Annotated in this window: 11 protein-coding genes; 10 read left to right on the top strand and 1 reads right to left on the bottom strand. The window is 42.6% G+C overall.

The window, feature by feature from the left end; all coding sequences use genetic code 11:
* Positions 1–62 precede the first annotated feature (62 nt).
* From EEX84_RS06215 to EEX84_RS06190, 6 genes are all read left to right on the top strand, one after another.
* Entirely contained in the window at positions 63–470 is a 408-nt protein-coding gene (locus tag EEX84_RS06215) for an acyl-CoA thioesterase (RefSeq protein WP_123164846.1), read from the top strand.
* Between the two features lie 67 nt (positions 471–537).
* The gene (locus EEX84_RS06210) at positions 538–1,314 is read left to right on the top strand and encodes an enoyl-CoA hydratase/isomerase family protein (RefSeq protein ID WP_240033924.1); all 777 of its coding nucleotides are present in this window, start codon (positions 538–540) and stop codon (positions 1,312–1,314) included.
* Between the two features lie 18 nt (positions 1,315–1,332).
* A complete protein-coding gene (locus tag EEX84_RS06205) occupies positions 1,333–2,163 on the top strand; it encodes an enoyl-CoA hydratase-related protein (protein ID WP_123164734.1) in 831 nt (276 codons plus the stop codon).
* Positions 2,164–2,242: 79 nt separating this feature from the next.
* Entirely contained in the window at positions 2,243–3,295 is a 1,053-nt protein-coding gene (locus EEX84_RS06200; protein ID WP_240033923.1) for a phosphotransferase family protein, read from the top strand.
* Between the two features lie 43 nt (positions 3,296–3,338).
* Positions 3,339–4,316: an NADPH:quinone oxidoreductase family protein gene (locus tag EEX84_RS06195; protein WP_123164733.1), complete on the top strand. Its 978-nt coding sequence runs from the start codon at positions 3,339–3,341 to the stop codon at positions 4,314–4,316.
* A 53-nt stretch (positions 4,317–4,369) separates the two neighbouring features.
* Positions 4,370–5,356 (top strand): quinone oxidoreductase family protein, encoded by a 987-nt coding sequence (locus EEX84_RS06190; RefSeq protein WP_123164732.1) that lies wholly within the window; start codon positions 4,370–4,372, stop codon positions 5,354–5,356.
* Between the two features lie 102 nt (positions 5,357–5,458).
* On the opposite strand, the gene rpoN is transcribed toward EEX84_RS06190, so the two are convergent.
* Positions 5,459–6,748, bottom strand: a complete 1,290-nt coding sequence (gene rpoN / locus EEX84_RS06185) for an RNA polymerase factor sigma-54 (RefSeq protein WP_123164731.1) — start codon at positions 6,746–6,748, stop codon at positions 5,459–5,461.
* 395 nt (positions 6,749–7,143) lie between these two features.
* Here rpoN and EEX84_RS06180 point away from each other — a divergent pair, with 395 nt between their 5' ends.
* The 4 genes from EEX84_RS06180 to EEX84_RS06165 all read left to right on the top strand — a co-directional run bounded on the left by EEX84_RS06180 (position 7,144) and on the right by EEX84_RS06165 (position 13,286).
* Positions 7,144–8,832 (top strand): sigma-54 interaction domain-containing protein, encoded by a 1,689-nt coding sequence (locus EEX84_RS06180; RefSeq protein WP_240033922.1) that lies wholly within the window; start codon positions 7,144–7,146, stop codon positions 8,830–8,832.
* Positions 8,829–9,737, top strand: a complete 909-nt coding sequence (locus tag EEX84_RS06175; protein ID WP_123164730.1) for a ketopantoate reductase family protein — start codon at positions 8,829–8,831, stop codon at positions 9,735–9,737. The genes EEX84_RS06180 and EEX84_RS06175 overlap by 4 nt, the downstream gene beginning before the upstream one ends.
* Before the next feature lie 246 nt (positions 9,738–9,983).
* Positions 9,984–11,129 (top strand): acyl-CoA dehydrogenase family protein, encoded by a 1,146-nt coding sequence (locus EEX84_RS06170; protein WP_123164729.1) that lies wholly within the window; start codon positions 9,984–9,986, stop codon positions 11,127–11,129.
* Positions 11,130–11,318: 189 nt separating this feature from the next.
* Positions 11,319–13,286, top strand: a complete 1,968-nt coding sequence (locus EEX84_RS06165) for a TRAP transporter permease (protein WP_240033921.1) — start codon at positions 11,319–11,321, stop codon at positions 13,284–13,286.
* Positions 13,287–13,308: the final 22 nt, after the last annotated feature.

The raw sequence follows: 13,308 nt of genomic DNA, 5'->3' as shown, positions 1-13,308 counted from the left end.
TTAAGGAGCTTTCCGTTATGTTGAACTTTCCAGTTGAGTCAAAGAAAGTGAGGTGAGTGGAAGTGTATAAAACAATCATTGAGCCACGGGTTTCCGAAACAGACGGAGTAGGCCATATTAATAATACGACATTGCCTATTTGGTTCGAAGCGGCAAGGAATCCTTTTTTTAAAGTCTTTATGCCGGACAATTCCTTCTCAAGCTGGAAGATTGTACTGGCAAATATGAGTGTGGATTTTCTGGGGCAAATCTATTTTGGAGAAAATGTCGAGATTCATACATGGGTTAAGAAGATAGGGAATTCCAGCATAGAGTTGTATGAAGAAGCTTTTCAAGGAGGAAGGCTCTGTGCAAGAGGAAGAGCTGTTTATGTAAATTTTGACATGGATAAACAAAAAGCCGTTCCGATTGGTGAAGAAATTAGAGACGCTTTGGGAAAACATGTATATAAAACAGAAACAGTGAATTGAAGAATGCTTCCATGATGAAGATGAAGCTCATAGCTAAAGCAATTTAATCATCGAGGGAGGGAATGGAGTGGAAGAGTTGGTAAAAATGGAAGTAAAAGAACAGGTTGGATACATCAAGATGAATCGTCCGCAGAAAAGAAATGCACTTTCAGAAGGTCTTGTCCGTCAATTGATTGACTCTTTAAAGGAATTGGAACAAGATCCAAATGTAAAAATAATTATTTTATCTGGAGAAGGGCCGGCTTTCAGCGCTGGAGGCGATATTGCTGAGATGGGTACGCATGAAAATGTGGCGCAATCCATGGCCTGGATGAAAAGGGCTTCTGCACTGACTAAAACTATTATTGATTTAGACAAATACGTTGTGGCTTCAGTTCATGGGTTTGCTGCAGGAGCAGGTTTTAGCTTGGCACTGGCAGCAGATTTTGTAATAGCGGACAAGTCAACGAAGTTTGTTTGTAGTTTTACGAATATTGGCTTAATACCGGATTTAGGATTAACAAAACTGTTGGCTGACCGTTTGCCTTTAGCTATCATCAAGGAATGGATAGCAACAGGAAAACCTATACCTGCAGAGGTTTTGTACGAAAAAGGGTTAATCAATCGACTAGCTGAACAGGATGTACTAAAAGCGGCAGAAAAATTTTCCGAAGAAATTATCAGTGGTCCTCCATTAAGCCATTTATTCGGCAAAAAATTGGTCCACTTGGCTGGAGAAATGAATTTTGATTCGGTATTGGTTCAGGAAAGCATTGCCCAAATATTATTGACACATACACAAGACCATGCAGAAGGGACGGCTGCATTTCTGGAAAAGAGAGTACCTGAATATAAAGGTAGTTAAAAGAGGGAGTGTGGAATTATGGAAACGATAAAATCAGAGGTGCTGAATGGGGTAAGGACAATCACTCTTTCGCGTCCCGATCGAATGAATGCTTTTAACGCCCTGATGCTGGATGAAATGTTGGCTGAATTGGATGCAGCAGATGCCGATGACGAGACACGTGCAGTAATTGTGACAGGTGAAGGGAAAGCATTTTGTGCTGGAGCAGACTTGGGTAAAGGAGGGGCAACTTTCGATTATACAGATGCACCTAAAGAAGAATTCAGAGATGAAGGAGGGATTTTGACGCTCCGACTGTACAACATGAAAAAGCCTGTTATTGCTGCGATAAATGGAGCTGCTATCGGCGTCGGGATTACAATGACTTTACCGATGGATTTCAGGATTGCTGCACCCAACTCTAAAATGGGCTTTGTTTTTGCAGCTAGAGGCATCGTGCCTGAATCGAACAGCAGCTGGTTTTTACCGAAAATTGTAGGGATAAGCAAGGCTTGTGACTGGATATTCACAGGTCGAATATTTAAAGCAGAGGAAGCGCTTCAAGAAGGGCTAGTATCTGAAATTGTCCCTCCAGAAGAATTGCTTAAACGTGCAAATGAAAAAGCCAGAGAAATTGCTGACAATACTTCAGCTGTTTCAGTCGCTTTATCGCGCCAGTTATTGTGGCATATGTTGGGCTCAGACAGCCCGGAAGAAGCTCATCGATTAGAATCGAAAATGCTTCAATGGACCGGCAGCAGAGCTGATGCGAAAGAAGGGGTCTCTTCTTTTCTTGAAAAGAGAAAGGCCAATTTTACTATGAAAGTCAGTGAGGGAATGCCTGATTTTCTATCATCAAGAAAACAGTAGTGAAGAAGTCAATAAGGAACGAACTGGTCTTCTGGTAACTGACTCATACTTCAGCAGTTTTAAGCAAGGAGGAAATGAATTGGGTGATTCGAAAAAAAGAAATGATGAAGACAAACCGATAATAGAATGGGCAAAAGTTGAAAATTATATGCATCGGAAGATAAAAAATCTTCCAGAAATGAAAATGGAAGTTCAAAAATTTTCAGAAGGTTTCTCGAACTTAACTTTTTTAATTCGATTTGGAGAATGGGAGGCTGTCTTAAGAAGAGCGCCTTCAGGTTATGTTCCGCCTAAAGCCCATGATATGCATAGGGAGTATATGATATTAAGAAAAGTGAACCCTGTTTTTCCAGTAGCACCAAAACCTTACTTGTATTGTGACGATTCCGACATCATGGACAAACCTTTTTATGTCATGGAAAAAAAGCAAGGTGTGGTCATAGACGGAGCGTTGCCGGAAAAATATCCAAATACTAAAGAAACGAAACAGCAGATTTCTTCAGAAGTTGTCAGGACGCTTGTTGAACTGCATTCCATCGACTATAAAAAAGCAAGTATGGACGAGATGGGTAGGCCGGAAGGGTTTTTAGAACGTCAAATCCATGGGTGGATAAAAAGGTACAACCTTTCAAAAACAGAGGACTTGAATTTTATCGATGAAGTGGAAAAATGGCTTATAAACAACCTGCCATCAACAAAAGAAACGACCATTGTCCATAATGACTTCAAGCTGAATAATATGGTGTTTGACACTGAAGACCCGCGACAGATAACCGGAATTCTGGATTGGGAGCTATCGACTGTCGGCGACCCCTTAACTGATCTAGCTTCAGCTCTCGTTTGCTGGGGAGAGGAAGGCGATCCTCCAATCGGAATAGCTATGATTACTAATCAACCTGGGTTCTATAGTCGCAGAGATTTTTTAAATGACTATGCCCAACAAAGTGGACGTGATGTTTCAAACATCCATTATTATCTGACTTTTGGGTTCTACAAACTGGCAGTTATCCAACAGCAGCTCTATTACCGGTGGAAGATTGGAGAAATAGACGATCCTAGATTGGAAACGTTGAAAGAAAGTATCTATAACTTAATGAAATTGGCTGACAATGCAAGATTTCAACAAGTATGAGCAACCGTAAGTAATCAGCGTCGAAAAAAGCGGGAGGAATTTGATGAGAAAATGGGAAGTAGTTGAATTAGGCGAGCCGGAAAAAGCTTTAAAGCTCATTGAAACCAGTATGCCGACTCTGAAACAAAATGAAGTGTTGGTGAAAGTCGAGTCTACTGCCATGAACTTTTTTGATATTCTTCAGTGTAAAGGAGAATATCAGGAAAAGCCTGATTTGCCATTTACTCCTGGAGCGGAGCTGTCCGGTGTGGTGACTGAGCCAGGAGACAGCGGAATGGAGAAAGGCCAAAGAGTCATTGCAACTCCGAACTTACCGGAGGGTGCTTTCAGTGAATACGTGGCTGTAAAAAAAGAGGATGTTTTTCCAATTCCAGAATCGATGACCTGGAATGAAGCTGCATCCATGTTCATTACGTATCATACCTCGTACTACGCACTGTTTCAATGCGCCTATTTAAAACGTGGCGATGTGCTACTGGTCCACGCCGGGTCAGGTGGAGTCGGATCAGCTGCCATCCAATTGGGAAAAGCTTTTGGTGCCAAAGTTATAGCGACTGCAGGTAGCGATGAAAAAGTGCAAATATGTAAAGATCTTGGTGCGATAGAAGCCATCAATTACCGTGAAGAAGATTTTGTGCAGAAAGTAAAAGATTTTACCGGAGGAAAAGGAGCAGATGTTATTTTCGATCCGGTAGGAGGAGATACATTTGACCGCTCACGGAAATGCATCGCGTTTGCAGGAAGAATTTTAATCATCGGTTTTGCTGGGGGACGAATTGCTGATGCTCCCACTAATCATCTACTGATCAAAAATTACTCAGCAGTTGGCGTACATTTTGGCTTATTCCGAAAGTTGATGCCGGATAAAGTGGTCGAGAACCACCAGGAGCTGATGAAGCTATATGAAAAAAGAGATATTTCACCTTTAGTATACAGTGAATATGAATTCAATCAGTTGCCAGAAGCTTTGAAACAATTAGCACAGAGAGAAACTTACGGTAAGTTAGTGCTGAGAGTTTAAAATAATGAGAAGACTATATGAAATAGCGTTAAATTTTGTAAGGAGGAATCCAATTGAAGGCGATTGTAGTGGACGAGCTGGGGCCCCCGGATGTGATGAAGATAAAAGAGAAGGAAATGCCCAAGCTTGCAGATCATCAGGTATTGATAAAAGTGCAGGCAATCAGCGTCAATTTTGCGGATATCAAATCACGGAAAGGCCGTTATCATGGTGCAGCCGCTGATGCTTCTTTTACGCCAGGGTTGGATTGTGCGGGAGAAATTGTGGAAATAGGTGACGGCGTCACACGTTTTGCTGCAGGGCAGCGAGTGATGGCTTTTCCCGCAGAAGGTTCATACGCTGAATATGTAAAAGCGGATGAAAACCTGACATTTGCGGTTCCTGACGAGTTGGACATTGAAACAGCTGCTGCATCATTGACAGTCGGGATCACTGCCTATAATGTCCTGAAAAAAGTGGCACGTATTGAGCAGGGTGAAACCGTCCTGATCCATGCGGCAGCTGGAGGCATCGGTTCCACCGCGATTCAGTTGGCCAAATTATTTGGAGCTTCACAAATAATCGGTACCACCAGTACTGCGGAAAAGGCGGAAACGGCAAAGGGGTTCGGGGCGGATCATGTCATCAATTATATGGAGGAAGATTTCACAGAACAGGTACAGAGGCTGACAGATGGGAAGGGAGCAGATGTCATCCTTGATACGGTCGCGGGAGAAGTCTTTGACAAAAGCGTTAAATGCCTGGCACCTTTTGGACGCATTATTTCTTTTGGACATGCAAATGACGACTCCGCTCCGGGTCATGTCAAGACGACAGAACTGCACTCCAGCTGCCGGTCTGTTCTGGGATACAGCACGGGAACATATCGAAAGCATCGACCGGAATTCTTGCATGAAGCCGCAGAAAAGATAACAGAATACATTATTTCCAAGGAATTGGACATTGTCATTTCCAAACGATTCAAGCTCTCTGAGGCTGCAGAAGCGCATGCCCATATCGAAAGCAGAAAAAGCATCGGGAAAATTCTCTTGATCCCTTAATAAATGAGTAAAAGTCGGCCAAGGATATTTCCTTGGCCGACTTTTATTATGAAGAATGTTGCTCACTCAATCAGTCTTCCTTAAAACAAGCTTTGACACCTCTTAAGCTGTTATTTTCTTTCGTTTGCTTGAAGAGGGAATATTCATTTCTTCGCGGTATTTTGTAATTGTTCTCCTGGATATGGTAATTCCTTCGTTTTGGTTAAAATGATCGGTAATTTTTTGATCAGACAGTGGTTTGGATTTGTTTTCATCGGCAATGAGGGTTTTCAGCAAGGCCTTAACTTTCGTTTGAGAAATGGTGTCACCGGTTGCGGTTTCCAGCTTAGAAGTGAAGAAAAGCCGTAAATCGAATGTTCCTTTCGGTGTCTGAATTGCTTTGTTGGCTGTGGCTCGGCTGATGGTGGATTCATGCATATCGATTTCTTCCGCAATTTCTTTCAACGTCAATGGCTGAAGATCTGCAAATCCTCCGGTAAAGAAGTCTCTTTGTTTTTCCAGAATCACTTTTACCACTTTTGTAATCGTTTGACGCCGTTGTTCGATGCTGTTAAGTAACCATTGATAATTATTATATTGAGAAGTGATGTATTTTGACGTTTCGTCTTTCTGGCTCAATAAATTCGAATAATCATTATTAAACCGTATATTGGGCAAATAATTGTCGTTCAAGCGAAAAGACAGTTCACCTTTTTTTCTCTCGACAATGATATCGGGATTTATATACTCTACTGAAAAATCGGCAATACAGGAGCATGGCTTGGGATTGAGCTGCAAGATCAGCTCGTGAATTTCTTTGACTTCACTCAGCGGGATTTCCATGAGCGATGCTATTTTAGCCCATTTCCGGTCTGCCAATAAGGGCAGGTGGTTTTGTATAAGGCGCTGAGCAACTTCGGTGCCTGGAAAATCGTTTTTCAGCTGCAGCAACAGGCATTCTTTCAAACTTCGCGCCCCGATTCCAGAAGGTCCAATTCGCTGGAGCAATTGAATCCCATAGCTGATTTCTGTGGCTTCCTCTTCTTCCGGGAAAGGAAGATAACCATTATCGTCAAGGTTATAGATGAGAAATTTTGCCAGTTGCTGGTCTTTAGCGTTCTTATGGACAAGCTGCGCCTGCTCCACTAATTTTTCCCTCATTGTCAGTTGGCTGTCGCTGATTGAATCGATTGCTGATGCAGCTGTATTGGCGGATTTTATTTTTCCTCTGTGCTCTTTAGGGGCCCATTCAACTTTCTTTTCTTCTAATTTGATCAAAGGATTCTCGAGTTCTTGTTCTTTTATAAATTGATATAAATCATAAGTGGAATATTGCAGCAGTTCAATGGCTTGTCTCAATTCGGTGGTCATCCGCAAACTCAATTCCTGGCGTTGTTGAAGTACAAGTTCCATTATTTCACCTCATTATTTCAAGTCTTTTCATGAGAACGCTTTCAGGTGTTTTTTCAATTGTAATACAAAATCAGCTTGTACTCTATAGCAAGTAAAGAATTTTTAAAATTTACAGTTATTTTTTGAGGAGTTGGCATGGAAGTTGCAATAAAATTTGTTATAGAAAATAGCTGGAGTGAAAGGAGGAACCACATGCAATGAGTCACAGTAAGTGAGTGCTGGAAGCAAGAAAATAGGCAACCAGATGATGGTTTCTATTCCTTGTAAATATCATCGCTATTGTCAGCCCTTTTTGAAAAAGGTATTGGAAGAGGGGATGGAATGGATAAAGATGGATGGCCTTTTTTGCATTATTGAAAAACTAATTGTACCATTATCGAAAAGGAGGATTCGATTTGGTTCAAACAGATGCAGTGCCGTTTGTTTATTTTGAAACGGCTTTAGATAATAAAATAATCCATATGAACAAAGCGATGATTGCTGAAATAGGAAGCAATGCCATGAATCTTCCCCCTCAGAACGCGTTCGATGCATGGCATGAAGAACGAGATGGGAAACTGGTTCAAGCCAGCTTCAATAACCGACCATATATTTTTTTGAGAGAAAAAATGGCTGATAACTGCATCTCTTATGTTGGTATCCAGTCATCTGAACTTAAAAACAAGCTGAGTGAACTTCAGAAATTGCAGCAATTGAACCGTCACCTTGATGCGGTCATCGAGAACTCTTATGATGGTATATACATTACAGACAAAAATGGCATTACATTAAGGACCAATTCAGCCATTGAAAGGATCACAGGCATACCGAAACAATATTATTTGAATAAAAATGTAAACGATTTGATGAAGAGAGGAATCCTGGAGGACTCAGTCACTCACAGAGTGCTGGAAAAAAAGAGAAGTGTCTCTGTCGTACAACCCAACCACTCTGGAAAGGAAACATTGCTCACCGGAAATCCGGTATTCAATGACCAAGGAGAAGTTGAAAGCGTTGTCACGAATATCCGGGATTTATCCGATTTAAATAGCCTGCAGAATGCTTTAAGCAAGGCAAATGAACTCAATAAAAGCTATCAGAGAGAAATTGAGAAACTGAAAAGGGCTGAGTCTTTCGTCGACGGCAGGACAGTTGTGGAAAGTGAGCAAATGCGAATTATCTACGACACGGCCAAACGCATCGTTAATGTATCGGCCACGGTTCTGATTCTGGGAGAAACAGGAGTCGGAAAAGATGTGCTGGCTAAGTATATTTATAACAAAAGTGAGCGGCAAAGAAGCGGGAAATTCATCAAAGTGAATTGTGGTGCCATCCCTGCCAATCTCCTCGAATCGGAACTGTTCGGATACGCTGGAGGCGCATTCAGCGGTGCCAGCAAAAACGGAAAACCCGGCATGTTTGAACTCGCCAATAAAGGCGTTTTATTTTTGGATGAAATCGGAGAAATGCCGTTGGAACTCCAAGTGAAGTTATTGAGGGTTATTCAAGAAAGGGAAATCCAGAGAGTTGGCGGTACAACGTCTAAAAAAATCGATGTGCGGCTGATTGCAGCCACCAATCGGAATCTAAAAGAAATGGTTCAAGAAGGACAATTCCGTGAAGACTTGTATTACCGTTTAAATGTCGTGCCGATTGTGATTCCCCCCTTAAGGGACCGCAAAGAAGAGATTCCGATGCTGATCAAAATGTTTTTGAAGGATATCAATGAAAAGTATGAAATGAAAAAAATGCTGGACCCTGAGCTGTCCACTTTTTTTTATCGGTATGAGTGGCCCGGAAACATAAGGGAATTGGCCAATTTGCTTGAGCAACTGGTGCTTCTCAACAGTGAAAATTTGCTGAAGATTGAACACCTGCCAGCGGAATACAAAAAGGAAATAATCTATCCAACGGCAGATATTCATGAAAATCTTAACTTAAAGAAGGCGGTTGAATTGGCGGAAGAAAATGTTTTGAGGCAAGCGTGTGAAAAGTATTCGACAACCTATGAAATAGCCAAAGCACTTGAGACGAGCCAGCCAACTGTCGTCAGAAAGTTGAAGAAATATAATTTATTAGCGAAAGGGGAAGTGAAAAATCTATGAAAATCGGTGTGATGGGCAGTGGAGCAGTCGGTTCTTTTTTTGGAAGTTTTTTAACAGAAGCAAACCACGAAGTTACATACATTGCGCGCGGTAAGCATTTAGCGGAAATGAGAAAAAACGGCTTGTCTATTGTAAGGGGAGAGAACAAAGTAATTATCCACGACACGTTCTCTGAAAAGATGGAAGATCTCGCCGACTGTGAACTGCTGTTGTTTTGTGTGAAATCGGGAGACACCAAAGAGACAGCCTGGAAGCTGAAGCAGCTCCTCCCGGAATCGACTTATATAATGAGTCTTCAGAACGGGGTGAGTAATGAAGAAACACTGGTTGAAGTATTTGGCGAAGCCCGCGTCCTGACAGCGGCTGTCTACGTGCAGGCCTCTGTTGAGTCTCCTGGAATAGTTAAGCAAAGCGGGCGTTACCGACTGGTAATCGGTTCTTTAAGTGACCGGGGCGAGGAAATCTCCGAAAAAGTATCAGCATTGTTAAACGATGCTCAAATTCCAGCAGGATGTTCCAGCAGGATAATGTTGAGAAAGTGGAAGAAATACTTATTCAGTATTATTTTCAATCCTTTATCTGCGGCGGCGGATAAAACGATCGGTCAAATACTGGACGATCCTTATTTGAAGGAAATTGCGTGGACAGTTGGAAGGGAAGCGGTGGAAATTGCCAAATTGATGGGGTACCCGCTGAACGAAGAAGACATTAAAACCGCTTTTGAAAATGCTGAATTTGCGAAAAACCATACGACTTCCATGTTGCAGGATATTCGAAACGGGAAAACAACGGAAGCTGACGAATTGGTCGGTTATCTTATCGACAAAGCAGAGGAATATGGTCGATCCGTTGATACAATAAGAACCGTTTATTTGTTATTAAAAAGTAGAGAAATTATTTTTTAGGCCTGTAGACTTTACAGGCTTATTATTTTTGTCACAAAACATTCACAAATGAATCGGCGATTCATTTGTGAATCGTTTGTCCAAAGGTTCCGCTAAAGAACTGATTCATTTATGAATCGATTCTTTTGGTTAGAAAGTTTAGAACACTCTAAAAACAATGAAAAAGACGATTTTAAAAATTGGCATGTAAATTGCAACTAACATTGGTAGGTCAGCCAGATTAACTTTAAAAGGGAGGAACACAAAATGCCATTTACATTATCTCCAGAGATAGAGCAAATGAAGCAGATGGTCAAAAATTATGTAGAGAAAGAAGTGGAACCATACGCACAACAAATTGAAGAAGAAGATAAAATTCCGCAGCATCTAATAGAAATGGCCAAAGAACTGGGCTTGTTCGGCATGAGCATCCCCGAAGAATACGGGGGAATTGGACTCAATGCAGTAGGGAAAGCAGTCGTTCTTGAGCAGCTGGGCCGAACGCATAACGGTTTTGTCAGTTTAATCAGTGCCCATACCGGAATAGGCAGTACCGGCCTGGTAAAGCTGGCATCAGAAGAGTTGAAACAAAAGTACCTGCCGGCAATGGCAGCAGGTGAAAAAATCGCCGCTTTTGCTCTTTCGGAACCAGGTGCTGGATCTGATGCAACCAATTTAACGACAAGAGGTGAAAAGCGGGGCGATAAATGGATTTTGAACGGTACAAAGCATTTTATCACCAATGCTCCTGTAGCAGATGTGTTTACTGTATTTGCATTGACTGACAAAGAAAAAGGAGCAAAAGGCGGCATTACGGCTTTCTTGATTGAAAAAGATTTTAAAGGTTTTTCAATCGGAAAAGTAGACAAGAAAATGGGCCTTCGTGGTTCGTATACTGCTCAGCTTATTTTTGAAGACTGCGAAGTGCCGGAAGAGAATGTCATCGGAGAAGTTGGAATGGGTTATATGTCTGCTTTAAAAATACTGGGAGAAGGACGAGTGGGGTTGGCGGCGAGAGCAGTAGGTTCATGCGATAAGCTGATTGAGTTGTCTGCTTCTTATGCAAAAGAAAGACAGCAATTCGGCAAGCCGATTGCAGATAACCAGGCGATTCAATGGATGCTGGCCGATATGGCGACAGAAACCGAAGCCGCACGTATGTTGACTTTAAAAGCGGCTTACATGATTGATGACGGGAAAAAAGTGATCAAAGAAGCTTCTATGGCTAAATTATACGCTTCTGATGTATTTAACAAAGTGGCGGATAAAGCTGTTCAAATACATGGCGGGATGGGTTATGTTGCTGATTATCCAATAGAAAGGTTTTACCGCGATGCCCGGATTACGAAAATTTATGAAGGAACAAATGAAATTCAGCGGTTGATCATCGCAAGAAAAGTTCTGGAAGCCTGATTCTGCAATTCTGTTTTCTCCGCTGAAAGGGAAGGAAGAGCAAGCTTTCCTGATTGCTTGCTCTTATGGTCTGAAGCGTAAAACAAGGCCCTATCTCTTATGTCAAGTTATGCAAACGGTTACATTCTGCGGGGTAAGCGGGCGGAATAGTGAAAATACAGAGCAAGATAAAAGCAAGGGGTGAATAAGGTGACCAAAGCAGCGGAACCGATCCAAAAAGTCAATACGAAAGTCGAAGAAAAGTTGTCCAATGCAGAAAAGTTGTGGAATACCCGCAAGGAGAAATGGAACAAGAAAAGAATACTGATGCTTGTTATTTCTCTACTGGCAATCGGAATGGGAGTCTTTCACATTTACACAGCCGGTTTTGGCGTTCTGCCTTCGTGGCAGCAACGGGCAGTCCATGTGCTGTGGGCACTTTTGTTGATATTCCTGATATTTCCTTTTCGGAAAGGGAAAAGCTTCGGATATATCGACATTCTATTTGTTGGAATCACAATTGTAACCGGCTGGTATATGCTGGCCGGGGCTGAAGGGATACAAGCGCGCCAGGGAAACGTCAATGATCTGGACATGGTCTACGGCACTCTTTTACTGGTGCTGGTTCTGGAGGCGACACGAAGAACCAATGGTTTGCTGATGGCTTTGATCGGTTTGTTCTTTATCGTCTACATCTTTTTTGGACGTTACTTCCCCGGTATTCTGGCGCATCCAGGGGCCCGTTATGGGAAAATGATCGATCAAATGTTCAACAGTACTTTGGGCGTATTCAGTGCCCCAATCTATGTCAGTTCAACAATTCTCATTCTATTCGTTATTTTCGGGGCGTTCCTCATGAAGTCAGGAGGGGGACAATTTTTCACGAACTTTGCTTTCGGTGCACTTGGCAACAAAACCGGTGGTCCAGCTTTATCCGCTGTCGGTTCGAGTGCATTGGTTTCGACCATCACAGGAAACGGGGCAGCAAACGCCGCCATTACCGGCTCGTTTACAATCCCGCTGATGAAGAAGATGGGGTATTCCAAGAAGTTTTCTGCTGCAGTCGAAGCTGTAGCTTCACAGGGTGGACAGATAATGCCGCCGATTATGGGTGCCTCAGTCTTCATCATGGCAGAAGCGCTGGGTGTTCCTTATATCAAATTGGCCCTTTATGCGCTTATTCCGGCAGTTATATACTTTCTCATTGCCGGTTTCATCATTTTTTTCCATTCAAAGAAACTTGAACTCGAAGGACTTCCCAAAGAAGCTCTGCCCAATCCGTGGAAAGTTTTGTTGAAACAGGGATATTTATTTTTACCAATTGTCATCATCATCGGTTTGATGGTGATTGGCTACAGTCCGATGAAAGCCGGTTTCTATGCGATTTTCATTACGGTCATACTCAGCTGGATCAGAAAAGCAACCCGCATGGGGATACTGCGTGTACTTGGTGCGATAGAAGACGGTGTAAGAGGGGCGCTTACAGTTGTTGCAGCATGTGCCACTGCGGGCATCATTACAGGAGCCGTTTCATTGACGGGACTGGGATTGAATTTCTCACGGTTTATGATCGATGTTGCGGGAGGACAGACATTCTTGCTGCTCGTCATGATTGCCGTTTCTTCTATTATTTTGGGAATGGGCATGCCTACAGTCTCCGCTTATGTCATCTTAGCTGTACTGGGAGTACCTGCATTGGTAGCTGCGGGCGTTAACTTGATCGCTGCCCACATGTTCGTCTTTTATTACGGTGTGCTATCCGGTTTGACACCGCCAGTGGCGATTACGGCATACACAACAGCTGGGATTGCCGGTTCCAATCCGAATGCCACTGCTCTTTATGCGATGAGAATTGGCGCAGGTGGATTTTTGCTGCCGTTCATATTCGTCTACAATCCAGAGTTGCTGCTGCAGGGAGGAAACGCTACAACTATCGCCTTGGCAGTTGTAAGTGCTTTGATCAGTTCTTATCTTTTCGCCGCAGCCGTGGAAAATTACTTGATCTACCGCTTAAATATTGTCCAGCGTGTTCTCATGTTTGGTGCGGCAGCAGTATTAATCGTTCCAGGTTTCATGACGGATTTAATCGGCCTCGCAGCATTCGTTGGTGTTTATATGTGGCAAAAGAAAGCAGCGCCTGAAAAAACAGGCTTGGTACAAGAGTCAAACGCTCAATGAGTTTAATACAACATGAGGAGGA

The sequence above is a fragment of the Planococcus salinus genome (assembly GCF_003719725.1).
In the GTDB taxonomy this organism is placed as follows: Bacteria; Bacillota; Bacilli; order Bacillales_A; family Planococcaceae; genus Planococcus; species Planococcus salinus.
The sequence above is the reverse complement of the archived record's forward strand: the minus strand, read 5'-3'. Positions and strand labels throughout refer to the sequence as shown.